General features: G+C 46.5%; 24 protein-coding genes and 2 tRNA genes. 19 read left to right on the top strand and 7 right to left on the bottom strand.

Annotated features, from left to right (window positions below; genetic code table 11):
* The first annotated feature begins 9 nt into the window (after positions 1–9).
* From BLU97_RS11515 to BLU97_RS16460, 10 genes are all read left to right on the top strand, one after another.
* Positions 10–984 carry a glycosyltransferase gene (locus tag BLU97_RS11515; protein WP_074761693.1) on the top strand — a complete coding sequence of 325 codons (975 nt, stop codon included), beginning with the start codon at positions 10–12 and terminating at the stop codon, positions 982–984.
* Between the two features lie 11 nt (positions 985–995).
* Positions 996–1,526: a serine O-acetyltransferase gene (locus BLU97_RS11510; RefSeq protein WP_074761692.1), complete on the top strand. Its 531-nt coding sequence runs from the start codon at positions 996–998 to the stop codon at positions 1,524–1,526.
* Complete coding sequence (locus tag BLU97_RS11505) at positions 1,526–2,386, top strand: NAD-dependent epimerase/dehydratase family protein (RefSeq protein ID WP_081353004.1); 861 nt, start codon at positions 1,526–1,528, stop codon at positions 2,384–2,386. The genes BLU97_RS11510 and BLU97_RS11505 overlap by 1 nt, the downstream gene beginning before the upstream one ends.
* Positions 2,387–2,411: 25 nt before the next feature.
* Positions 2,412–3,548, top strand: coding sequence for a glycosyltransferase (locus BLU97_RS11500; protein WP_074761690.1), 1,137 nt, complete (start codon positions 2,412–2,414; stop codon positions 3,546–3,548).
* A gap of 2 nt (positions 3,549–3,550) precedes the next feature.
* Positions 3,551–5,467, top strand: a complete 1,917-nt coding sequence (locus BLU97_RS11495) for a polysaccharide biosynthesis protein (protein ID WP_074761689.1) — start codon at positions 3,551–3,553, stop codon at positions 5,465–5,467.
* Positions 5,467–6,054 (top strand): GNAT family N-acetyltransferase, encoded by a 588-nt coding sequence (locus BLU97_RS11490; protein ID WP_074761688.1) that lies wholly within the window; start codon positions 5,467–5,469, stop codon positions 6,052–6,054. The genes BLU97_RS11495 and BLU97_RS11490 overlap by 1 nt, the downstream gene beginning before the upstream one ends.
* A 1-nt stretch (position 6,055) precedes the next feature.
* Positions 6,056–6,709, top strand: coding sequence for a sugar transferase (locus tag BLU97_RS11485; protein ID WP_074761687.1), 654 nt, complete (start codon positions 6,056–6,058; stop codon positions 6,707–6,709).
* 4 nt (positions 6,710–6,713) lie between these two features.
* Positions 6,714–7,988: a DegT/DnrJ/EryC1/StrS family aminotransferase gene (locus BLU97_RS11480; RefSeq protein ID WP_074761686.1), complete on the top strand. Its 1,275-nt coding sequence runs from the start codon at positions 6,714–6,716 to the stop codon at positions 7,986–7,988.
* Positions 7,989–8,094: 106 nt separating this feature from the next.
* Complete coding sequence (locus BLU97_RS11475) at positions 8,095–9,237, top strand: galactokinase family protein (protein ID WP_254771717.1); 1,143 nt, start codon at positions 8,095–8,097, stop codon at positions 9,235–9,237.
* Positions 9,238–9,262: 25 nt separating this feature from the next.
* A complete protein-coding gene (locus tag BLU97_RS16460) occupies positions 9,263–11,074 on the top strand; it encodes an NAD-dependent epimerase/dehydratase family protein (protein ID WP_081353003.1) in 1,812 nt (603 codons plus the stop codon).
* Between the two features lie 255 nt (positions 11,075–11,329).
* Here BLU97_RS16460 and BLU97_RS11460 read toward each other — a convergent pair whose 3' ends face one another.
* Together BLU97_RS11460 and BLU97_RS11455 are read right to left on the bottom strand one after the other, a co-directional pair.
* Entirely contained in the window at positions 11,330–11,743 is a 414-nt protein-coding gene (locus BLU97_RS11460) for a putative toxin-antitoxin system toxin component, PIN family (RefSeq protein WP_074761838.1), read from the bottom strand.
* Between the two features lie 8 nt (positions 11,744–11,751).
* Positions 11,752–11,970, bottom strand: a complete 219-nt coding sequence (locus BLU97_RS11455; protein WP_074761684.1) for a hypothetical protein — start codon at positions 11,968–11,970, stop codon at positions 11,752–11,754.
* A gap of 173 nt (positions 11,971–12,143) precedes the next feature.
* Here BLU97_RS11455 and BLU97_RS11450 point away from each other — a divergent pair, with 173 nt between their 5' ends.
* Positions 12,144–12,920 (top strand): transposase, encoded by a 777-nt coding sequence (locus BLU97_RS11450; RefSeq protein WP_074761683.1) that lies wholly within the window; start codon positions 12,144–12,146, stop codon positions 12,918–12,920.
* Positions 12,921–12,967: 47 nt separating this feature from the next.
* Here the strand turns inward: BLU97_RS11450 and hisB are convergent, their stop codons facing one another.
* On the bottom strand, positions 12,968–14,038 hold the full coding sequence (gene hisB, locus BLU97_RS11445) for a bifunctional histidinol-phosphatase/imidazoleglycerol-phosphate dehydratase HisB (protein ID WP_074761682.1): 1,071 nt from the start codon (positions 14,036–14,038) through the stop codon (positions 12,968–12,970).
* On the bottom strand, positions 14,035–14,649 hold the full coding sequence (locus BLU97_RS11440; protein ID WP_074761681.1) for a hypothetical protein: 615 nt from the start codon (positions 14,647–14,649) through the stop codon (positions 14,035–14,037). The genes hisB and BLU97_RS11440 overlap by 4 nt, the downstream gene beginning before the upstream one ends.
* 99 nt (positions 14,650–14,748) lie before the next feature.
* Between BLU97_RS11440 and BLU97_RS11435 the strand changes: the two genes are divergently transcribed.
* The 4 genes from BLU97_RS11435 to BLU97_RS11420 are packed head-to-tail and all read left to right on the top strand — an operon-like array spanning position 14,749 to position 18,131.
* Positions 14,749–15,741, top strand: coding sequence for a Gfo/Idh/MocA family protein (locus tag BLU97_RS11435; protein ID WP_074761680.1), 993 nt, complete (start codon positions 14,749–14,751; stop codon positions 15,739–15,741).
* Positions 15,742–15,756: 15 nt separating this feature from the next.
* Complete coding sequence (locus tag BLU97_RS11430) at positions 15,757–16,848, top strand: DUF4421 domain-containing protein (RefSeq protein ID WP_254771716.1); 1,092 nt, start codon at positions 15,757–15,759, stop codon at positions 16,846–16,848.
* On the top strand, positions 16,845–17,708 hold the full coding sequence (locus BLU97_RS11425; protein ID WP_074761679.1) for an N-acetylmuramoyl-L-alanine amidase-like domain-containing protein: 864 nt from the start codon (positions 16,845–16,847) through the stop codon (positions 17,706–17,708). Before BLU97_RS11430 ends, BLU97_RS11425 begins: the two co-directional genes overlap by 4 nt.
* Before the next feature lie 30 nt (positions 17,709–17,738).
* Entirely contained in the window at positions 17,739–18,131 is a 393-nt protein-coding gene (locus BLU97_RS11420; protein ID WP_013064268.1) for a YkvA family protein, read from the top strand.
* 47 nt (positions 18,132–18,178) lie between these two features.
* On the opposite strand, the gene BLU97_RS11415 is transcribed toward BLU97_RS11420, so the two are convergent.
* The 3 genes from BLU97_RS11415 to BLU97_RS11405 form a co-directional block, all read right to left on the bottom strand.
* A tRNA-Cys gene (locus tag BLU97_RS11415) sits at positions 18,179–18,250 on the bottom strand.
* A 79-nt stretch (positions 18,251–18,329) separates the two neighbouring features.
* The gene (locus BLU97_RS11410; RefSeq protein ID WP_074761678.1) at positions 18,330–18,521 is read right to left on the bottom strand and encodes a hypothetical protein; all 192 of its coding nucleotides are present in this window, start codon (positions 18,519–18,521) and stop codon (positions 18,330–18,332) included.
* The gene (locus BLU97_RS11405) at positions 18,518–19,555 is read right to left on the bottom strand and encodes a diacylglycerol/lipid kinase family protein (protein ID WP_074761677.1); all 1,038 of its coding nucleotides are present in this window, start codon (positions 19,553–19,555) and stop codon (positions 18,518–18,520) included. Before BLU97_RS11405 ends, BLU97_RS11410 begins: the two co-directional genes overlap by 4 nt.
* Positions 19,556–19,718: 163 nt before the next feature.
* Between BLU97_RS11405 and spt the strand changes: the two genes are divergently transcribed.
* The 4 genes from spt (at position 19,719) to BLU97_RS11385 (ending at position 22,339) form a co-directional block, all read left to right on the top strand.
* Positions 19,719–20,906, top strand: coding sequence for a serine palmitoyltransferase (spt, locus tag BLU97_RS11400; RefSeq protein WP_074761676.1), 1,188 nt, complete (start codon positions 19,719–19,721; stop codon positions 20,904–20,906).
* 181 nt (positions 20,907–21,087) lie between these two features.
* Positions 21,088–21,163: transfer RNA gene (locus BLU97_RS11395), tRNA-Pro, on the top strand.
* Between the two features lie 105 nt (positions 21,164–21,268).
* A complete protein-coding gene (msrA, locus tag BLU97_RS11390) occupies positions 21,269–21,790 on the top strand; it encodes a peptide-methionine (S)-S-oxide reductase MsrA (protein ID WP_028912264.1) in 522 nt (173 codons plus the stop codon).
* 45 nt (positions 21,791–21,835) lie between these two features.
* On the top strand, positions 21,836–22,339 hold the full coding sequence (locus BLU97_RS11385) for a M48 family metallopeptidase (RefSeq protein ID WP_074761675.1): 504 nt from the start codon (positions 21,836–21,838) through the stop codon (positions 22,337–22,339).
* Positions 22,340–22,371: the final 32 nt, after the last annotated feature.

Below are 22,371 nucleotides of genomic sequence, written 5' to 3'. Positions count from 1 at the left end.
ATTCTAAAAATGAATAATCAAATGGCTGTTTTATTTAGTATTATAATACCAGTTTTTAAGGTTGAAAAATATGTTGGACGTTGTATTGAAAGTGTCATAAATCAGTCTTGTAAGGACTGGGAAATGATTCTGGTAGATGACGGTTCTCCAGATCGGAGTGGTGCTATATGTGAAGAATACGCAAAAGGCGACAGCCGTTTGACAGTATACCATTTTGAAAATGGTGGACAGGCTAGGGCTCGTAATAGGGCTCTAGACTGTCCGTTGAATGGGGAATATATCATATTTGTAGATAGCGATGATTATTGGGAAAACTCTGATGGTCTTCAGATGATAGCAGACCGTATAAATGACCGTCATGAAGATGTTGTCTTGTATGAAGGCCATACTCTTGATTATGTCACTAATAAGAAAATAAAACATAGGGGGGAGTATGACTTAGAACTGATAACCAATGGTAACAAAATAGAAACTCTAAATTATCTAATAAAAACAAATAACTTTCCAGGTTCTGCATGGATATTTACGGCAAAGAGAGAACTGATAGAAGAACATTGCATAAGATTTCCTGTTGATGTGTCGGCTGAGGATTTCTATTGGCAATCATCCCTTCTGTATTATGCGAAAACAATAGGTGCTGTTAATAATAAACTATATATTTATGTTATTAATAGGGATGGCTCCGTTACCTCAAAAGCTCATGTTTCTGGAATTTTGGGCATACACTATGCTGTTGAACAATGGTATAAGAAAAGTGATAGACTGCTGAGTATTACGCAATACCTGGCATATGCTTACATGATTGCACTTTATAATTATGGGAGATTAAGTCCTTCAGAAAAGCAAATTGCGGCCCCTCTTTTGAAAGCTGACAAGCATGTCCTTTGGGATGCGAAGAACTTAGTATATAGGGTCGCTTATATATTAATCATTATAAGCGGCTTTAAATCAATTTCATATATTTTAAACGCAATAAAAAGATAATATTAGAAACTATGGAGAAACAATCTTTTCGAGAATTTGTTAGACTCGTAAAATCAGACCTTCCTCGTTATGCAGAACCTTTTTGGAAAAGCGTATTATTTATACCTGGTTTCAAATATACTTTTCATCACAGGCTTTGCTATTATTTATGGCAAAAGAAAGTGTTTTTTCCATTTTTCGTTATACAATGGCTCTATCTTAAACACCTTACATATACATTTGGCATACAAACCGCATGGACATTAAACTTGCCGGAAGATTTTGTGATTGCGCATTTTGGGGGGATAACATTCTTTCCACGAGAATGTGGAAAGCATATTTACCTTCGTCAGGGCGTAACAGTGGGTTCTAATGGCCATGGTGGTATGGATACTCACCCTGCTATTGGTGACAATGTGACATTTGGGGCGAATGCCATCGTAGTGGGGGGCATCAGGATAGGTAACAATGTTATCATAGGTGCTGGGTCTGTAGTAACTAAAGATGTTCCTGATAACTGTGTTGTGGCAGGTGTTCCTGCAAAAATTATTAGACAATTATAATGAAAATACTAATTATCGGGAAAGATAGCTATATTGGCAATCATATTGATGAATGGTTGACAACACAAGGTCATCAAGTGGTACAACTTGATGTGTTGACGGACGAATGGAAGACATTCGACTATTCGCCATACGATGCTATCGTACATGTGGCAGGGATTGTTCATCGGCCAGATTGCCAGGATTGGGAGCTATACAAGCGGGTGAATACGGATATGCCCATAGCTATCGCTACAATGGCGAAAAAGGCTGGTGTGAAGCAATATGTATTCTTTAGCACGATGGGGGTGTATGGCATAGGTAAAAGGCTAAAACCAACTATAGTAGATGAGAATACACCATTAGCCCCTGCAGGAATGTATGGAAAAAGCAAACTGATGGCAGAAGTTGGATTGCGCGAATTGCAGGATGAGGCATTTCAGGTGGCTTTTGTGCGCCCGCCTAGTGTATATGGTAAAGGGTGCAGGGGTGGTTATATCACTGGATTTGCATCCATAGCAAGAAGGTTACCGATGATTCCACGTGCATACGAGAATGTGAAACAGAGTTTTATCTATATTGATAATCTCTCGGAACTCGTGAGACTAATAATTGAAAAGAATAAGTTTGGTGTGTTCTGCCCACAGGATGATAAAGCCGTGAGCGCTAATGAACTATTGCGCGTAATAGCTGAAGGCATAGGGCGTAAGTATCGCTCTTCAAGGCTGTTAGGACTTGGCGTGCGCTTGTTGCGTTTTATCCCGCTTGTTAATAAAGCGTATGGCGGTGTGGAGTATGCAAAAGCGTTGTCGGATATTGAGGGAATGGATTACGTGGTTGTTCCGTTTGAGGAAGGAATGAGGAGAACTGTAGCCTTATGATAATAGATAATAGCTTATAGATTATATGAAGAAGAAAATATGTTTTGTTGTGGCAATACCAATGACGGCTCATACGTTTTTGAGAGATCATATCAGAGTGCTATGTGAGGTGTATGACATCTATCTGGTGGCCAATATTAAATCGGAAGAGGAGGTAAAGGGCTTGGCCATCAAAGGATGGAAGAGCATTGATATAGAACGTGGCATCTCACTGACGAAGGACCTGAAGGCTGTTGCTCAGCTAAAGAGTTATTTCGCAGAAATGAAATTTGATGCCGTACATTCGGTAACACCTAAGGCAGGCCTTGTGACAGCACTGGCAGGCAAACTGGCTGGCATAAAGCATCGCACACATATTTTTACAGGCCAAGTATGGGCTACGCGAACTGGCCTGATGCGCCAAATGCTGAAATCGATAGATAAGATAATAGCGAAGTGCGATAATCATATTATGGTGGATGGCAAGTCGCAGAGGGCTTTCCTTGAAAAGGAGGGCGTACTCAAATCAGGAAAGGCTTTGGTGTTTTGCAAAGGATCGATTGCAGGTGTAAACTCAGAAAGATTTGTGCCTGATGCCGTGGCAAGGAAAGAAGAGCGTGAAAAGATGGGCATAAAGGATGATATGCTAACATACATTTTCTTGGGCCGACTGAATCATGATAAGGGCATAGGTGAGCTTTATGAGGCGTATAACCGGCTAGCTGCAGAAGAAAAGGATGTTTACCTGCTACTTGTGGGTATGGATGAAGAGGGCTATATAGAGAAATTGCCAGATTACAAGCATATACAGGATGGAAAGAACTTTAGCTACTATGGATTAACAAAACAGCCTGAGCGTGTGCTGAACGCTGGCGATGTGTTTGTGCTACCTACGTATAGAGAAGGTTTCGGATCGAGTGTGCTTGAAGCTGCTTGTATCGGGTTGCCATGCATCTGTTCGGATGCGTATGGCGTATTGGATGCCTACATTGATGGCGAAACGGGACTGCAGTGTAAGGTGGGTGATGCAGAATCGCTTTACCAGTGCATGAAAAAGATGCATGATAATGCGGATATGCGCATGAACATGGGTAAACGCTCGAGAGAAAGAGCACTGCACGATTTTAATGTGAAGCCTATCAGTGAAGCATGGCTGAAGTTTTATAAGGAAATACTTGTATAAGAATGAATCTGATAAATAAACTACTAAATTGGTATTTCAGTAAGAAATCGTTGCCTTATTGGTGCTTGTTTCTTGCTGACAGTATGATTGTACTTGTTTCTGGCCTGTTAACCTTTTGGGCTGAAAACAAGACGTTGGAGATGTTTTACCACCGCTTTGAGGTGCTATATTCAGCATTGCTATATGTAGCTATCAGTTGGATAGGGTGGAGGCTGTTTAAAACGTACTTAGGCGTGGTGCGCTATTCATCATTCGTAGATTTGATGAAAGTGGCATATGCAAACACGTTATCTACAGTGATAGTGCTTGTAGTGTCGTTGGTGTTAGAACACTTTGGTATAGCTGCTCTATGTGCTTTTACAAAGACAGAAATCATCATCACGTTTTTAGTTGCTACATTGCTGATGTGGGCGATGAGAGTGGTGGTAAAAACGCTGCACGATGTGACACATAACGATCAACCTTTGACGAGAGTGTTGATTTATGGCGCTATGACGGGTGGTATAGGTATCGCCAAGAATATCAGAACACAGAAACCTGCAAAATACCTGTTGCGTGGCTTTATTTCGCATGATAAGCGTGCCAAGAATATGATGCTTCTTGGCGAGAAGGTTTATAATGTGGATGATGATATCGCCGAGGTAATAGAGAAAGAAAAGATTCAGGCGGTGTTGGTATCTCCGCTTAGGTTGGATGATTTCCGTAACAACCAGAGAATACAAGATGAGTTGCTACATGCAGGTGTGAAGATTTTATTTGCTCAGCAGGCCAAGGAGGCTAACATAAAAAATGGCGAACTGAGTGAAGAGGATTTTGCAGGGATGCAGCTTAAGGAAGTGAGCGTTGAAGATTTGCTGCCTCGCCAAGAGATAAAGGTGGATATGGACTCTGTAGGTGCAATGCTAACAGGAAAGCGGGTACTGATTACAGGATCGGCTGGTAGCATTGGTTCGGAGATGGTGCGCCAAATAGCCATCTATAAGCCTGCAAAGATGATGCTTATCGATCAGGCTGAAACACCGCAGCACGATATCCTGCTGATGATGAAAAAGGATTACCCTGAAATTGATGCAGAGATTGTGGTGACAAGTATCAGCCGCGTGACGAGGATGGAGGCTATCTTTAGCACTTTTAAACCTGACTATGTGTTCCATGCTGCCGCTTATAAGCATGTGCCGATGATGGAACCGAATCCAAGCGAGGCGGTGATGAACAACATCTATGGAACAAAGGTGATTGCAGACCTGAGCGTGAAGTATGGCGTGAAGAAATTCGTGATGGTATCAACAGATAAGGCAGTGAACCCAACCAATGTGATGGGGTGCAGTAAGCGTATCTGCGAGATTTATGTGCAAAGCCTGAATAACACGCAGAAGGTTTGCCAGTTTGTGACAACGCGCTTTGGCAATGTACTAGGAAGTAATGGTAGCGTGATACCACTGTTTAAAGAACAGATAAAGAATGGAGGCCCCGTGACTGTGACCGACGAAAGAATTGTGAGATTCTTTATGTTGATACCAGAGGCATGTAAGTTGGTACTGGAGGCTGGCACCAAAGGCAATGGCGGCGAGATATTTGTGTTTGACATGGGTAAACCTGTGAAGATAATCGACTTGGCCAAGCGAATGATAGCACTATCTGGTGCCAAAAACGTGGAGATAAAAATTACAGGCCTGCGTGAAGGAGAGAAACTTTACGAGGAGGTACTGAATGAATTGGAAGGTACCAAACCTTCGTTCCACGAGAAGATACGCATTGCAGAGGTACGACAGTATGATTATGCTGCGGTAAGTAAGGATATCGACGAGTTGATTGCCATCTCGAAGCAGTACGATAATATGAAGACTGTAGCAAAAATGAAAGAAATAGTGCCGGAATACAAGAGCAACAATTCAATTTACGAGGAACTGGATAAGTAATGTTATACAAAATAGCGCACATATTAAGAGATAAATTGAGCTGGCTGTGGAATGTCATCGAGTGGATGAATGGCGTGATATTCCATATGAGGTATGGTTGTAAGCTTAAGGGCTTTTCGTTTTCGGCAGTGCCTAAGGGGTATGAGATAGTAGAAATCAGGGATATCCCGACAGATAGGATGGTGGAGTTTTTTGCTCGCCAGCCAGAAGAGGCATTTAAGTATTTTAAACCGCATGGGTTTGACACTGGCAGTATAAAGATGCTGCAGCGGAACAGGGCTTTTCTGGGCTATGTGCTGTGTGACAGGTTGAATGGGCAGATAGCTGGGTATTGCTTTAACAGATGCTTTTTTCATGGACAGGGGTTCCGCGGCAGGATGGTGGATATCGACTATCGCGGCAAAGGCCTGGGTACAGCTATGAATAAGATTCTGAATGAGGTAGGCTTTGGCATAGGTCTGCGACTGTTTGAAACAGTATCGGAAGATAACGTACCCTCGTATCGTTCGGCCATGAGCGCCAGTAATGTAAAAGTGGTAAAAAAAATGCCGCATAATGAATTGTATTTGGAGATAATGAAAGAGTGATATGGTGCTGAAATGGATATTTGACAGACTGATGGCGCTGATCGGTCTTTTGATTTTGTGGCCGGTGTTGCTGGTAGTGGCGATACTGGTGAAAGTGAAAATGCCAGGAGGACCTGCGTTATTTGTACAGAAGCGAGTGGGTAAGGATGGCAAGTTGTTTGATTGCCATAAGTTCAGGACGATGACTGTGAAGCATAATGGTTCGACGGTTTCGGTGGCGGGGGATTCAAGGATTACGCCATTAGGGGCAAAGTTGAGGCATTATAAGCTGGATGAGCTGCCTGGGCTATGGGATGTGCTTATCGGAAACATGAGCTTTGTGGGCCCAAGACCTGATGTGCCTGGCTATGCTGACCAATTGAAGAGGGACGACAGGGATGTGCTGAAGTTAAGACCAGGCATTACAGGCCCTGCCACATTGAAATACCGCCTAGAGGACGAGATGATAGCAGACTATGTGGCCAAGAAACAGGCTGAGGGTGATAAGCGTGATGCCCAAGAAATAGCCGTTGAGTACAACGACACGGTAATCTATCCCGATAAAGTACGCCTGAACTACTATTACTATCATCATTACTCCTTTATGAAGGACATACAGATGATGTGTTGCACAGTGCTAGGAAAGAAAATGGAGTATAATCATGAGTTGATATAACGATATGGAAAGAAAAACAATTTACCTCTGCTTGGCTCACATGAGCGAGGAGGAATGGGAACAGAAATACGTTAAGGAAGCGTTTGATACTAATTGGGTGGTGCCAATGGGCCCCAATGTGAATGCGTTTGAACAGGATCTAGCAGACTTTGTAAACCATAAAGATAGCGAAGAACTGGATCGTAAGGTGGTGTGCCTTTCGGCTGGTACGGCTGCGGTACATCTGGCTTTGCTGGCTTGTGGCGTGGGCCCTGGCGATGAGGTACTGGTGCAGAGTTATACGTTTTGTGCTTCGAGCCATCCGATAACTTATCTTGGGGCTAAACCTGTTTTTGTTGGCTCTGAAGGCGAGACGTGGAATATGGATCCTGTGCTGTTGGAGAAAGCGATTATCGACCGAAAAGAGAAAACGGGTAAGTATCCGAAGGCTATCGTGCCGGTAGCACTCTATGGTATGCCGTATAAGATTGACCAGATTATGGCTATTGCGGATAAATATGGAATACCTGTGGTGGAGGACGCTGCTGAAGGCATGGGCTCGCGTTATAACGGGCAGGTGCTTGGAACCTTTGGTAAGTATGGCGTGCTTTCGTTCAACGGGAATAAGATGATAACCACTAGCGGTGGCGGTGCGTTGATTTGTCGCTCGGCTGAGGAGGCTAACGAGATTATGTGGTATGCCACCCAGGCTCGCGATGCGTATCCTTATTATCAGCATACAGCCGTCGGATACAACTACCGCATGAGTAACGTGTGTGCGGGTATCGGTCGCGGACAGATGAAGGTGATTGATGCGCATATCGCCCACCATAAGCACGTGCAGGCTCTGTACGAAGAGTTGCTGAAGGATGTCCCTGGAGTTCATATCCACAAGCAGCCTGCGGACCCTCGTTATGATGCGAACTTCTGGCTGTGTGCTGCAACGCTGGATCCTGAGGTTCGTATTCAGGGACAGGAGAATGCCTATAAGGAAGTGATCAAGACTGCCGTGGGTGGTGCTGCTGGTGTGATACATCAGGTGGACTGCGCTACTACAGAGTGCCAGCCCAATGAGAATGTGGAGGCTCTGCGTGTGTTTATGTTGGGCAAGAAGATTGAGGCACGCCCCACTTGGAAACCTATGCACAAGCAGCCCGTATATGCCGGCGCCCCTGTTTATACCAATGGCATAGAAGAGGAACTGTTTAAGGTAGGCTTCTGCCTCCCCGCCGGCCCGTATGTGAGCGATGATGATGTGAAATATATCGTGGAGAGTATCAAAGAGGCGATCGTTGGATGATATCTTTTTTGAAAGCTGTATGGCAATTCTGTGGTTACCTGTTTGTTCCACAATGGGGGCGCAAGTGATGAAGGAAGTAAGATGTATGATGTAAGGAATAATGTTTATGAAGGATTACCAATATCATATATTTAGCCCGTATCGGGTGTGTACGTTGGGAGCGCATGTTGATCATCAACATGGATTGGTGACTGGTTTTGCCATCGACAAAGGCGTGGATCTTTTTTTTGATATTCGTGAAGATAGCAATGTGGTTTTGGACAGTGAAACTTTCACTGGTCATGTGGAGTTTGACATTGCGATGCCTTCCTTGGTGAAGCAAGGGGATTGGGGCGATTACGCCCGAGGCGCTAAGTTCGCTCTGCAAAAGCGCTTTAAACTTCTGAAAGGTATCACGGGAACCATCAGAGGTTCTATTCCCGTAGGTGGTTTGAGTTCTTCTGCGGCCGTGCTTATTGCCTACGTGATGGCGTTTGCTAAGGCGAATGGCATACAGATGGAGGCTTTTGAGGTGATGAAGATTGCTTCGGAGGCTGAGCGTGAATACATAGGGCTGAATAACGGCTTATTGGATCAGGCTTGCATTGCCCTTGGTAAGAAAGACCACCTGCTGATGCTGGACTGCGAGAGCAATGAATATCGCTTGATACCGAAGGCTGCCAACATGCCGGAGTTTGAACTGGGGATTTTCTTCAGTGGATTGACGCGTTCATTGATGAGCAGTGATTATAACCTGCGTGTAGCAGAGTGTAAGACGGCTGCTTGGCTGGTTGAGGCATACGAGAATATTCCGCTGAAAGAACAGAGCAAGACGTTCTTGCGCGATGTAAGCGAGAGCATGTTTAAGATTCACCGTGACAAGATGCCACCGAGGTTTGCAAGGCGTGCGGAGCACTTCTTCTCAGAGCATAAGCGTGTGAGAGAGGGAATCACGGCATGGGAAACAGGTAACTTGGAGTGGTTCGGAAGCCTGAGTAAAGCGTCATGCGAGAGCAGTATCCACAATTACGAATGTGGAAGTCCGGAATTGATAGCTATCTATAATGCGATGCTGACCACGGATGGTATCTATGGGGGAAGATTCTCTGGTGCGGGATTCAAAGGGGCATGTATTGCGATTGTGGATCCAACGAAGAAGGAGCAGATTGAAAAGGAAATCACAGAGAAATACCTAGCCAAGTTCCCACAGTATAAGAATACCTTCAAGGTGTATTTCTGCAAGAGTGATGACGGAGCGAGATTCCAATAACGGTAAAAGAGTAAAAAGGTAAAACGTGAAGAATATAGTTATAGCGGCAGGTTACGCCACGAGGTTAGGAGAGTTGACGAAGAATTTCCCGAAGCCATTGTTGAAGATAGGAGAGAATACCATTTTGGAAAGGATGCTGGACGATATCGACAGAATTCCTGAGATAGATGAACATATCATTATTACAAATCATAAGTTTGCTAGTATTTTCGAGGACTGGAAGAAGGATTTGCATTATAGCAAGCCTATTACCATCGTTGATGATGGGACAGAGACTAATGACACTCGCCTAGGAGCTGTATGCGATTTGTTGTTTGCAATGGATAAACTCCACATCGATGATGATTTGCTGGTAGTGGCTGCTGATAATCTGCTGTTTTTCTCGTTCCAAGAGTTTGTGGACTTTGCTCGTGAGAAGGGAACGAGTTGCATCATGTGTCATGAGCAGCCTTCAATAGAGAAACTGCAAAGGACGGGAGTCGTGGAGTTGGATGAGAATTATCGGGTGCTGGGCATGGAGGAGAAGCCTCAGGTGCCAAAGAGTCACTGGGCTGTGCCACCATTCTATATCTATCAGAAGAAAGACCTCGATTTGGTGCGCCACTCAGTAGAGAATGGCTGTGGTAAGGATGCACCGGGGAATCTGGCGCATTATATGGTGGAGCATACCACGATGCATGCCTGGCCCATGAGTGCCGGACGATTTGATATTGGCAGTCTCGATACATATTACGAAGCTTGCGAACTTGCCAAGCAGGGGAAAATAAATATAATTATGGAGAAAATTGAACTGAATAATAAAACGATATTTGTAACAGGGGCTGCTGGGTTTATTGGATCGAACCTGGTGAAGCGGCTCTTTAAGGACGTGAAGGGTGCTACCATCATTGGTATCGACAATATGAACGACTACTATGATGTGGCACTGAAGGAGTATCGCTTGAATGAGTTGAACACCGCAGTTACTGAAGGCTCTACATGGAAGTTTGTCAAGGGAGATATCGCAGACAAGCAGACCATTGACAGCATCTTTGAGGAGTATAAACCGCAGTTGGTGGTGAATCTGGCTGCACAGGCTGGTGTGCGATATAGCATCACCAATCCTGATGCCTATATTCAGAGCAATATGATTGGGTTCTATAACATCTTGGAGGCGTGCAGGCATAATCCTGTAGAGCATCTGGTATATGCTTCTTCAAGTTCCGTGTATGGTGGCAACAAGAAGGTCCCATTCAGTACAGATGACCGTGTGGATAATCCTGTGTCACTGTATGCAGCTACGAAGAAGAGCAATGAGCTTTTTGCTCACTGCTATTCAAAGTTGTATGACATTCCAACCACGGGCTTGCGCTTCTTTACGGTGTATGGCCCCGCTGGTCGTCCTGATATGGCGTACTTCGGCTTTACCAACAAACTACTGAAGGGTGAAACCATCCAGATATTCAACTATGGCAACTGCCGTCGTGACTTTACGTATGTAGATGACATCGTAGAGGGCGTATATCGTGTGATGCAAGGCGCACCAGAACGTAAGAAGGGTGAAGATGGCCTGCCCATCCCTCCATACGCAGTATATAACATCGGAGGCGGTCAGCCAGAGAACCTACTGGATTTTGTGCAGATTCTGCAAGAGGAACTGGTGCGAGCAGGTGTCCTTCCCGCAGACTTCGACTTCGAGGCCCACAAAGAATTGGTTGCGATGCAACCCGGCGACGTCCCCACCACCTACGCCGATGCCACAGCCCTAGAACGCGATTTTGGATTCACCCCCAAAATAACGTTAAGGGAGGGATTGAGAGCTTTTGCCCAATGGTATAAGGCTTTTTATTGTAAATGAATCCCTGAAACACCGTGACAGGTTCCTGTTTCGCGAATGAAGAACGGAAAGTATGAACCATTGCAGGAGGGAGATATTATATCTGCACCTTGTTGAGCATGTCGATATGCGTCTTTCGGACCAGTTGGGGTTGTCGCTTCGCTTGTCGAAGAAAACTCGATTTGGTGTCCCAAAGGTGTCCTTTTGAGTGTATACGTCATTTTTACATATTTACGATAGGGGAGTGTAAGACTTGGGGTGTGTAGTAACCAATGACTACAGAGTAGAAACGATGGGAAGAAAGTCTGCCAATTTTACGAGGTTCAGCTGGGGAAAAGGTGTATGGTTTAATACCTTGAAATGGTTGTCGTTGGATACAAGGTATTCTGCATTTGCCGCAAAAGCGCAGTCGACGAATTTGTTGTCATCAGGGTCTTCTGTTATTAGTCCCATGCGGAAATGGGGATCAACAAAGGTGACATTTCTCCTGTTCAGTATAAGCAAAATGACATTCTCTGCGATACGTGCTGTAGTTTGCTGCCCGATGATTTCTTGGTATTCTTCAAGTATCTCATTGGAAATACATAATTGGAATTTCCCCGCCAAAAAGGCATTCCATATTGGACGATATGGACTGTGCAGGGAAATTATCTGTATAAGACAATTGGTGTCTATGACAACGTGTCGCATTTGCACCATTATTTATAATGTGTACGGAAATGGGCATCCTCAAGGCTCTGGAGCTTTTGTTCGTTCCACTCGCCAGACTCCCATAGTTGTTCCATTTCTTCATCGACCTGGCGGGCATAGAAATCTGCCAACTGATCTTTAAGCTGGTCTAACGCGGCAGTCGACTTGATGTGTGACATCAAAGTGACCAGATGCATTTGGGCGGGGCTAAATTTTACTGCTTCCATATTGTTATATTTAATATTTGGCGGCTAAGTTACAAATATTTATTGGAAATACAAAATATTCTGTGGATTATTTTTCAAAATTGATTTTTTCTAAAACCCTGATTGGGGCGTAAATAATAAGGGAGTGCAAGGCTTTGGGGCTTGGCACTCCTAATAGTTTTTGAGGATTTTTTATGGCTAGGAAACCGAGAGTGAGGGCACGTTCGGGGGTGTATCATGTGCTGATGCAGGGCGTGAGGCACCGTGACATCTACATAGATGATGAGGACTACCGGACGTTTGTGGAGATACTGGAGAGGTTACAGAAGTCGAAGGATGGTGAGGAGCGCTACTTTACTGTGTATGCGTATTGTTTGCTGCCGGACCACTTTCACCTGATGCTGAAGGAGGAGGCGGATACCGTGAGTGTGACGATGGGACGCATAGCGGCGGCCTACGCACACTACTTTAATGATAAATACGACCGCGACGGCGCCATCTACAGGGCGAGGTTTGCAAGCGAACCGGTGGAAAATGAGGAGCGATGGAACACGGTGCTGAGATATATCAGTCAGTCGCCGGAGCGCATGAAGGTGTGGGATGCCGAGCACTATCCGTATAGCAGTTGGCATGAGTATGCCGGGGAGGAGAGTGAACTGCCGCGTATTTGCGAGATACCAGCTAACTATCAGCATCTATCCCAAGAGGATGTGGTGCGGATGCTATCGGCACCAGTGCCCCGGCAGGCGGCATGTATAGGTCCGTTGACGGATGAGATGCGACGACCTAAGGACGACCAGGTGCTGGTGATGCTATATGATATGACTAAAACTACCAGTATGATAGAGTTTTTAGGGCTTACAAGGGCGGAACAACTGAAGACGCTGGCGGACTTGAGAAAGAAGGGGGCATCGATACGACAACTTGAAAAACTAACGGGGATAGGCAGGGGAGTGATACAGAACCTGTAAAAGGAAAATCCCAGTCCAGAAAATTTGGACTGGGATTTTTTTTGTTTCTACAACATTCCCTTCGTTGAAGGGAGTTCGTAGTGATAAATGTCGCGGCGTACAGCCATTTTCAGTGCTCTTGCCAGGGCTTTGAATATGCCTTCGATCTTGTGATGCTCGTTCTGTCCTTCGGCCTTGATGTTCAGGTTCATCTTAGATGCGTCGCTCAGACTCTTGAAGAAGTGCAGGAACATTTCGGTAGGCATTTCGCCGATTTTTTCGCGATGGAATTCGGCATCCCAAACCAGCCAGGGGCGACCGCCGAAATCCAGACAGGCTGAGCACAGGCAGTCGTCCATTGGCAAGCAGTAACCATAGCGCTCAATACCACGCTTATCGCCCAGAGCCTGCAGGATACATTCGCCTAAGGCGATGGCAGTATCCTCGATGGTGTGGTGTTCGTCAACCTCCAGATCACCTTTGGTGTGGATGGTCAGGTCTATCATACCATGCTTACCAATCTGCTCCAGCATGTGGTCGAAGAATCCCAGACCCGTGCTGATGTCGCACTTACCCGATCCGTCAAGGTTTACTTTTACCCAGATGTCGGTCTCCTTCGTGGTGCGTTTCACCTCGGCTGTACGCTCACCGGCAAACAGCAGTTCGGCAATCTTTGCCCAGGTAATACCCTCGTCGCTCAGAATCAGCGATTTGCAGCCTATGTTCTGTGCGAACTGTCGGTCGGTTTCGCGATCGCCAATCACATACGAGTTGGCGATATCGTAGTCGGGATTGTTAATATATTTTTCTACCAATCCGATATTTGGCTTACGGGTTGGTGCATTGTCTTCGGGGAAGTGAGGGTCTATCAGTATCTCGTCGAAGGTAATGCCTTCGCCCTCAAGTGTTTGTAGGATAAAGTTATGTACGGGCCAGAATGTGTCTTCGGGGAAACTCTTTGTTCCTAAGCCATCCTGATTACTAACCATCACAAACTCAAAGTCCAGTTTCTCGCGGATAAAGGCAAGGTTGCGTATCATTCCTTTTACAAACTTCAGCTTCTCAAAGCTGTCTATCTGCTCATCGGCAGGCTCCTCAATCAGCGTTCCGTCGCGGTCGATAAATAAAATCTTTTTCATATTGTTTTTTTGTTGAATTCTTCTTTCTCTTTGTCCTGCATGTACATTGAAATCTTAACCAGATACATGGGCAGCACCATTGTCAGCCATACGTAAGCCTGAATAAAGCCTGCTATGGCGAATACCGCGATGCTCAGCCATTTCACGTTCTCGGGCATACCCGATGGGTCGCCGTAAAGCATACCTACCTGCGATTGCCAGTTGGCGGTAATCAGTATCACGGTTGGCAGGGTGGTTAATAGTGCCAGAACAGCAACGATAACCAGACACACAATGCTCACTAACAGCAGTTTGCCTACGTGTGTCAGCCACGAGCCGTAGCGCAGGGTTACCGGGGGCAGCATCTGCAGTTTCTTCAGGCGCCATTTGGCTGCAGCCAGCCAGAGGCCTACGGCTACTATAGCTAGTATCGAGGCGGGTAAGAGTAGGGTAGGTGAAATCAGTACAGGCAAAGCCTGAGCCACAGCCGCCAGGAGTGCAAAGCCGATGGCCAGCCACCAGGTGGCGCGGAATATCTTTCGGAAGTTAGCACTGTACAACTGGTAGCCGTCGCGAATGCAAGCCTGACTGCTACGCACCTTCATTTCTATCTCTTTTTTCTCTGTATCCATTGCAAATATCATTTTTTCGCGTGCAAAGATAGTAATTTTTAGGCACGGATTGCACGGATTACACGGATTTTTTTTATCTTTGCAGCAAATTTTTTAATAATGAAGTTATTAAGATGGGGTTTTATAGGCTGTGGCGAAGTGACCGAGAAGAAGAGCGGTCCCGCTTTCAGCGAGGTTGAAGGCTCGAGTGTGGTGGCTGTGATGAGTCGCACCGAGAAGCATGCACGTACTTATGCCGTTCAGCATGGTATCGCCAAATGGTACACCGATGCGCAGGAGATGATTGATGATCCTGATGTGAATGCTATTTATGTAGCCACACCACCCTCTAGTCATGCCACTTATGCCATTATGGCCATGAAGGCCGGCAAGCCTGTTTATGTTGAGAAACCGCTGGCAGCCAGTTACGAGGATTGTGCCCGTATCAACCGCATTAGTGAGCAGACCGGTGTGCCCTGTTTTGTAGCTTATTATCGCAGATATCTACCTTATTTTCAGAAAGTTAAGGAAATTGTTGAAAGTGGTAGGATAGGAAAGATTATTAACGTACAGATACGCTATACCGAACCCCCTCGTCAGGCCGATCTGGATGCGATTGCCAATCACGAGCCGTTGCCTTGGCGCTTGCAGCCCGACATTGCGGGTGGTGGTTATTTCTACGATATGGCACCCCATCAGCTCGACCTGTTGCAGGATATGTTTGGTGTGATTCTTGAGGCGCGAGGTATCTGTAGCAATCGTGGTGGACTGTACAAGGCCGAGGATTCAGTGAGTGCTTGTTTCCAGTTTGAGAATGGTTTGCCGGGTAGCGGTTCGTGGTGTTATGTGGCCCACGAGTCGGCTCGCGAGGATTGTATCGAGATTATCGGAACCGAGGGTCAGGTAAGCTTCTCTGTGTTCGATTATACCCCCATCCGCTTGCAAACCAATCAGGGCGAAGAGCGCATCACGGTACCCAATCCGCCTTACGTGCAATATCCGCTTATTAAGAATATGATTGAGCATTTGCAGGGCCTTGGCGTTTGCGAGTGTACCAGCGTGTCGGCCACGCCTGTTAACTGGGTGATGGACCGTATTCTGGGCAAATTTTGATTGTTTTTTGGCTATATGAAGAAGGGACTGATGGTGTTGTTATGGATGATGGTGAGGCTGAGCGCTTTGGCTGCTGAGCCCGACACACTATCCGTTGATACCGTCGGTACCAAAGGTGAGTTGGGCCTGATTCGCCGAACCGTACGCGAGTTCGACCGACTGAACGATGAATATATCGAACCCCAGCACTACGAGTTTACGGTGATGGGACAGATTACCCGCACTTACGAGAGTTTTGTTTTGAGCAGCAACGGGCAGCAGATTAAACTGTCGCCCGACGGACTTACCAAAATCGGTCCTTACTTTGGTTGGCGTTGGTTCTTCCTGGGCTATACGTTCGATATCAAGAATATCGGCTTTAGTCAGAATGGCTTGCGTAAGGAGTTTGATCTGAGTATCTATTCGTCGCAGGTGGGTATCGATATCTTCTATCGCCGCACAGGCAACGATTACAAAATCCGCGATGTGCGCCTGGGCTACGGCATGAATGGCGACTTGTTCGAGGGTGTGCCTTTTGATGGTGTGAATGTGGGCATCACCGGTGCCAGCGCCTATTACATCTTCAATCACGGGCGGTTCTCTTATCCTGCGGCCTTCAGTCAGAGTACCTGTCAGAAGATTAGTTGTGGCTCCTGGATGGCGGGTATCGGCTATACCAAGAATACACTCGATATGGACTACGATAAACTGCAGACCACACTCAAGTCGCGCATGGATCGTAGTCAGGAACTGCAGCTCGATTCGGGCTTGATGTTCAGCGACATCAAGTACAGCGATTTCATGATATCGGGTGGCTACGCCTATAACTGGGTGTTTGCCAAAAACTGGCTGTTCTGTGCCAGTGCCCAGCTTGCCCTCTGCTATAAGTCGAGCTATGGCGAAATAGCCGACGAGAAGAAGGGGTTCAGCTTTGATAAGGTGAATATGGATGGTATTGGCCGATTTGGTATGGTCTACAATAATACGCGATGGTATGCCGGTTGGAGTGCTATCCTGCGCACCAACAACTATCGTACGTCGCGATTCACGGCTAATAATATCTTTGGCTCGTTCAATGCCTATATCGGCTATAATTTTATGTTAAAAAAGAAATATCGTAAAACATGAAACGTATCTTATATATCATAATAGGTATTACTGCCTGCCTTACGTCGTATGCCGCAGGTTTGGGCAGTGTAAAAGCGTTGCCTCAGGATAGCGCCACTATCTGTCGCTTGCTGGCCGAGGCTAAAAAGCAGCCTGCATCAACCTGTATGCCGCTGTTTTTTGCCCAGAAGTTTGTGGGTATCCCCTATGTGGCACATACCCTCGAAGGCGATATGCAGGAACGCTTGGTGGTAAACACCCGTCAGTTGGATTGCACCACGCTGGTCGAAACCGTTACAGCCCTTACCCTCTGTGCTCAGCGCAAGGATTACTCGTGGTTGGCCTATCAGCAGGCGTTAGTAGGTTTGCGCTATCGTGGTGGGGTAATTAATGGCTATCCCAGCAGGTTGCATTATTTTACCGAGTGGATTACCGATAATACCAAGGCTGGGGTAGTAAGTGAGGTGCAGGCCCCCAATCCACCCTTTACTGCTGTACAAACCGTCAAGGTTAACTATATGAGTACCCATCCTAAGAGCTATCAAGCCCTGAAGGAGCATCCTGAGTATGTAAGCGCTATCGCCAAGCAGGAGCGTCAGGTGTCGGGTGCCAAGTACCGCTATATTCCTAAAAAACTGGTGGGGAAGAGTCAGCTGTTGCGTAAGGCTATCAAGGATGGTGATATTATTGCCATTACCTGCAATAAGGCCGGACTTGATATCGCCCACTTAGGCTTTGCCGTATGGCGTGCCGACGGACTGCATCTGCTGAATGCCTCGCAGCTGCATCACAAGGTGGTGTTAGAGCCCATGACGCTCTATCAGTATCTTAAAAAGCATCCCTCGCATACTGGAATCAGAATTATCAGAATAACAAAATAAAATAGTAACTTAACCAAAGGAGAGTAAAAGATGGAATTACCCGATTTTATGAGTTATGCGAACAAGTTTTCGCAGACAGAATTTGCCGAGAAGATTGCGCGTATTGCTAAGCGCGCTGGTGCCAAACTGGTTTATGCGGCACTGATACTTTATTACACCCTGCAGAGCGACAAGGTGAGCAAGGCCGATAAGGCTATCATCATTGGTGCTCTGGGTTACATGATCAGTCCGCTCGATGTGATTCCCGATGCCATCCCCATAGCCGGACTTACCGACGACTTGGCTGTGCTGCTGTACGTGCTGAAGAAGGTGTGGACAGGTATCGATCCCGAAATCGTTGAGCAGGCCAAGAGTAAGCTTAGCCGTTGGTTCGACGAGGAAGAAATCGAAGAGATTGGCGATATTCTCGCACCTGAAGATTAAACATCAGGACAACAAAAAATCCTCAGCGTTTGCTGAGGATTTTTCAGAGGTGCCTGGCGGATTCGAACCGCCGTAGACGGTTTTGCAGACCGTTGACTAAGCCACTCATCCAAGGCACCAGGTAAAAAGAATGACTGACATTTTCTCAAATGCGGGTGCAAAGGTACTGAGATTTTCTGAGACTACCAAATTTTTTAGCTACTTTTTCGCGCAGCAACCGCTTTTTTTCTGTTTCTTGCACTGTTTTGCGTGTTCTTTCAGCTCTTTTAGCTGGCATCCGTCGCAACCTTCGCACGGATCATTGGTGTTTTGTAGCCGCTGGTAAACCCACCACGCGGCATAACCAATCGCACAAGCTAAGATGAAATAAACAACAATCTGCTGCATCATAATTTGGTAAGCTTACGCAAAAGCACCTTGTTGATTACCTGGATTCGGTGCCCTTGTCGCTCAATGTCCTCGCGTACATTATTTATATTATTAAAGAAGTCGCTAAAGGCATTCAGCACTGCGTTGGGCTGTCCGGCATCCTCTTCAGCCTCAGGGTTAGTCAGAATCTTGATACCCTGTGGCTCAATGTGCACATCAATCTCGGCATCCGTCATAATCGGGTCGCCATCGTAGTGTATGGCACCTGGCTGCTTACGGGTGATATGCAGTGTTTTGGTGCGGAAAGTTTTTATTTTCGAGTTGTTGTGCATGGTTTTCATAAACAGGTCGGCGGCAATCTGTGGTGCGTCGAGTGCTGTAAATGGTTCCATGATAATCACGTCCATCTCGCCATCCTTCATGGTGGCTCCTGGGGCTATATAGGCATTATTGCCATACTGCGAGGCGTTGGCGCAGGCTATCAGATATGCCTTGTACTTGCGTGCTCCGGTGTCGTCGCTCACCTCGTATGTCTCGGGCTTGTATTTCAGTCCCTCTTTCAGCACGGTTTCAACGTAAGTGATGGGACCGCGCTTGCCAGCTTCGGCAAACTTCAGCGATATAAAGGCGTCGAACCCCATGCCGCAAGTACAGAAGAAGGGCATGCCGTTAATCACGCCATAATCAAACGAATCAATCTTACAACTGTTAATCATGCCGATGGCTTTCTTGATGTCCATGGGCACACACAGGTGTCGGGCCAGTCCGTTGCCGCTGCCGCAGGGTACGATGCCCAGGGCTGTATTGGTGTGTACCAGCGATCGTGCCACCTCGTTTACGGTGCCGTCGCCACCCACGGCAACTACTACGTCAACGCCTTCTTCGGCCTTACGTTTTGCTATCTCAGCAGCGTGTCCTCGGTATTCAGTAAAGCATATTTCGGTGTCGAACAGATCTTTGTCGATAATCTGTCCTATCAGAGCAGGAACCTCGGCCTTTGAAGTGGTTCCCGATTTGGGGTTCAAAATAAATGTAATTTTTCTCTTCTTCGTCATAATTATGGTGCAAATTTACGAAATTTGGGCGAAAAAATACCCCTAAAGACAAGAAAAATAGCAAAAACTAACTATTTCTTGGTAAAAACTTGCACGTTTTACCGAAAAATGTGTATCTTTGCACCCTGAAATTTAGAAAATAATAGACTATACCTATATCGGAATGGGACAGTTACAAGAAAGATTCAAGCATTATCGTGAGCCACAGAAGTTTATGGAGGCTGACGTATATCCCTATTTCCGCGAGATTGAAGGAAAGCAGGGAACGGAAGTTGAGATGGGTGGCCACAAGGTGCTGATGTTCGGCTCTAATGCCTATACAGGCTTGACTGGCGACCAGCGTATTATTGATGCTGCTAAGGCTGCACTCGACAAGTATGGCTCTGGTTGTGCCGGAAGCCGATTCCTTAATGGTACACTCGATCTGCATGTTAAGCTCGAAAAGGAAATCTCAAAGTTTATTGGTAAGGACGATTGTCTGTGCCTGTCAACAGGTTTCTCAGTAAACCAGGGTGTTATCCCTGCTCTGTTGAGTAAGGACGATTACGTTATCTGCGATGATCGCGACCACGCATCTATCGTTGACGGACGTCGTTTGGCATTCGCCCGTCAGTTGCACTACAAGCACAACGATATGGCCGACTTGGAGCGCGTGCTTCAGAAGCTGCCTCAGGAGGCTGTTAAGCTGATTGTGGTTGATGGCGTGTTCTCTATGGAGGGCGACCTGGCTAACCTGCCTGCTATCGTTGAGCTCAAGCACAAGTACAACTGCTCTATCATGGTTGACGAGGCTCATGGTATCGGCGTATTCGGTAAGCAGGGACGTGGTGTTTGCGACCATTTCGGACTTACTGACGAGGTTGACCTGATCATGGGTACATTCTCTAAGAGTCTGGCTTCTATCGGTGGTTTCATCGCTGCTGATTGGGATACCATCAACTATCTGCGTCACACTTGCCGCACTTATATCTTCTCGGCATCTAACACACCTGCTGCTACAGCTGCAGCTCTCGAGGCTCTGCACATCATTCAGCAGGAACCCGAGCGCATCCAGGCTCTGTGGGATGTTACAAACTATGCCCTGAAGCGTTTCCGCGAGGAAGGATTCGAGATTGGTGAGACCGAGAGTCCTATTATTCCTCTTTACGTGCGCGATGTAAATAAGACATTCCTGGTAACCGCTCTGGCTTTCAAGGCTGGTGTGTTTATCAACCCCGTGATTCCTCCTGCATGTGCACCTCAGGATACACTGGTGCGCTACGCTCTGATGGCAACTCACACTAAAGAACAGGTTGACCGTTCGGTAGTTGCTCTGAAGAAGATTTTCGTAGAGCAGGGCATTATCAAATAATTGATAATTGAGAATTGAAAATTGAAATTCTATAATTAGCCTCCCAAATTGGGAGGCTTTTTTGTGTTTTGGGGGGTGAAAATGGCTTATTTGTTAAAATACGTAAATAAATACCACTTTTTGGCTTTGATATTTTTGTATTCCAAATTTTCTTTGTACCTTTGCACCCGCAAAACAAAAACGAGGTGTAGCGCAGTTGGTAGCGTTCCTGGTTTGGGACCAGGCTGTCGCAGGTTCGAGTCCTGTCACCTCGACCAAAACAAAAATGGTTTAACCGCTAGCAATTTTTGCTGGCGGTTTTTTTTGTTTTCTCAGAAATAAGTAGTATCTTTGCACCCGGATTTAACAAAAGCATAATAAAAATGGAAAAAGAGATTTACCTGGCTGGAGGTTGCTTCTGGGGTACAGAGCACTTCTTTAAGCAGATAGAAGGTGTGATTGAGACCGAAGTGGGCTTTGCCAACGGCCACACCGAGAACCCAACCTATAAGGAGGTTTATACCGATACCACAGGCCACGCCGAAACCGTTCGTATCAAGTACAACGACGAGGTAGTTGGTCTCGAGTTCCTGTTGCAGATGTTCTTCAAGGCCATCGATCCTACCAGTCTGAATAAGCAGGGCCACGACGAGGGTACCCGCTATCGTACAGGCATCTACTATCAGGATGCCAATGATCTGCCTGTCATCGAGAAGGTTTATGCCGAGCAGCAGGCCCAGTACACAGAGCCATTGGCTGTAGAAAAACTGCCTTTGCAGAAGTTCTATTCGGCCGAGGAGTATCATCAGGACTACCTGGATAAGAATCCCGATGGCTACTGCCACCTGCCCCTCGAGCTCTTTAAGTTTGCCAAGCAGGCCAAGGATAAGAGCAAGCAGCAGTAATACATGCAAGTAAAGCTTACATATAGGTTTACAAGCCGATTATCCATGCGCATCGCCAAAAATGGCGATGTGCATGTTTCTGCACCTATCGGACTGCCCAAGAAGACCGTCGAGAAGTTCATTGCCGAGCATCTCGACTGGATTGAGCAGGCCCGTAAGCGCACCCTCCAGCGCCAGCAGCAGCGCGCCGCCTTCTACGGTCAGCTGCCACTTAAAACCCGCAAGGATAGGGCCGAGGCCATTGCCCGCCTTAAAGCTATTGTTGAGCCCATGGTAGAGCGTTATTCCCAGCAGATGGGTGTCACCCCATCCGCCATCACCTACAAGGCCATGATATCCCGTTGGGGCATGTGCAACATCAAAACCCATGCCATCTGTTTCTCTATCTACACCCTGTTGCTCCCCGAGTGGTGTATCGAGCATGTTGTAGCTCACGAGCTCTGTCATTTGTTAGAGCCCACTCACAACGCCCGTTTCCACGCCCTCATGGATCAGTATTTCCCCCGTTGGCGCGCCGCCCGCAAGCAAACCCGCCTTATACAGTCTTGATACAATGACAGGTACAACTGCTAATGGCTGAG

Source organism: Xylanibacter ruminicola (genome assembly GCF_900107775.1).
Taxonomy (GTDB): Bacteria; Bacteroidota; Bacteroidia; order Bacteroidales; family Bacteroidaceae; genus Prevotella; species Prevotella ruminicola_C.
Note: the sequence above shows the minus strand (reverse complement) of the source record. Positions and strands in the feature narration are given on the sequence as shown.

Coding starts and splice junctions, on each gene's coding strand:
- BLU97_RS11515 (WP_074761693.1), top strand. CDS start 10: ATGAATAATCAAATGGCTGTTTTATTTAGTATTATAATACCAGTTTTT.
- BLU97_RS11510 (WP_074761692.1), top strand. CDS start 996: ATGGAGAAACAATCTTTTCGAGAATTTGTTAGACTCGTAAAATCAGAC.
- BLU97_RS11505 (WP_081353004.1), top strand. CDS start 1,526: ATGAAAATACTAATTATCGGGAAAGATAGCTATATTGGCAATCATATT.
- BLU97_RS11500 (WP_074761690.1), top strand. CDS start 2,412: ATGAAGAAGAAAATATGTTTTGTTGTGGCAATACCAATGACGGCTCAT.
- BLU97_RS11495 (WP_074761689.1), top strand. CDS start 3,551: ATGAATCTGATAAATAAACTACTAAATTGGTATTTCAGTAAGAAATCG.
- BLU97_RS11490 (WP_074761688.1), top strand. CDS start 5,467: ATGTTATACAAAATAGCGCACATATTAAGAGATAAATTGAGCTGGCTG.
- BLU97_RS11485 (WP_074761687.1), top strand. CDS start 6,056: ATGGTGCTGAAATGGATATTTGACAGACTGATGGCGCTGATCGGTCTT.
- BLU97_RS11480 (WP_074761686.1), top strand. CDS start 6,714: ATGGAAAGAAAAACAATTTACCTCTGCTTGGCTCACATGAGCGAGGAG.
- BLU97_RS11475 (WP_254771717.1), top strand. CDS start 8,095: ATGAAGGATTACCAATATCATATATTTAGCCCGTATCGGGTGTGTACG.
- BLU97_RS11460 (WP_074761838.1), bottom strand. CDS start 11,743: ATGCGACACGTTGTCATAGACACCAATTGTCTTATACAGATAATTTCC.
- BLU97_RS11455 (WP_074761684.1), bottom strand. CDS start 11,970: ATGGAAGCAGTAAAATTTAGCCCCGCCCAAATGCATCTGGTCACTTTG.
- BLU97_RS11450 (WP_074761683.1), top strand. CDS start 12,144: ATGGCTAGGAAACCGAGAGTGAGGGCACGTTCGGGGGTGTATCATGTG.
- hisB (WP_074761682.1), bottom strand. CDS start 14,038: ATGAAAAAGATTTTATTTATCGACCGCGACGGAACGCTGATTGAGGAG.
- BLU97_RS11440 (WP_074761681.1), bottom strand. CDS start 14,649: ATGGATACAGAGAAAAAAGAGATAGAAATGAAGGTGCGTAGCAGTCAG.
- BLU97_RS11435 (WP_074761680.1), top strand. CDS start 14,749: ATGAAGTTATTAAGATGGGGTTTTATAGGCTGTGGCGAAGTGACCGAG.
- BLU97_RS11430 (WP_254771716.1), top strand. CDS start 15,757: ATGAAGAAGGGACTGATGGTGTTGTTATGGATGATGGTGAGGCTGAGC.
- BLU97_RS11425 (WP_074761679.1), top strand. CDS start 16,845: ATGAAACGTATCTTATATATCATAATAGGTATTACTGCCTGCCTTACG.
- BLU97_RS11420 (WP_013064268.1), top strand. CDS start 17,739: ATGGAATTACCCGATTTTATGAGTTATGCGAACAAGTTTTCGCAGACA.
- BLU97_RS11410 (WP_074761678.1), bottom strand. CDS start 18,521: ATGATGCAGCAGATTGTTGTTTATTTCATCTTAGCTTGTGCGATTGGT.
- BLU97_RS11405 (WP_074761677.1), bottom strand. CDS start 19,555: ATGACGAAGAAGAGAAAAATTACATTTATTTTGAACCCCAAATCGGGA.
- spt (WP_074761676.1), top strand. CDS start 19,719: ATGGGACAGTTACAAGAAAGATTCAAGCATTATCGTGAGCCACAGAAG.
- msrA (WP_028912264.1), top strand. CDS start 21,269: ATGGAAAAAGAGATTTACCTGGCTGGAGGTTGCTTCTGGGGTACAGAG.
- BLU97_RS11385 (WP_074761675.1), top strand. CDS start 21,836: ATGCGCATCGCCAAAAATGGCGATGTGCATGTTTCTGCACCTATCGGA.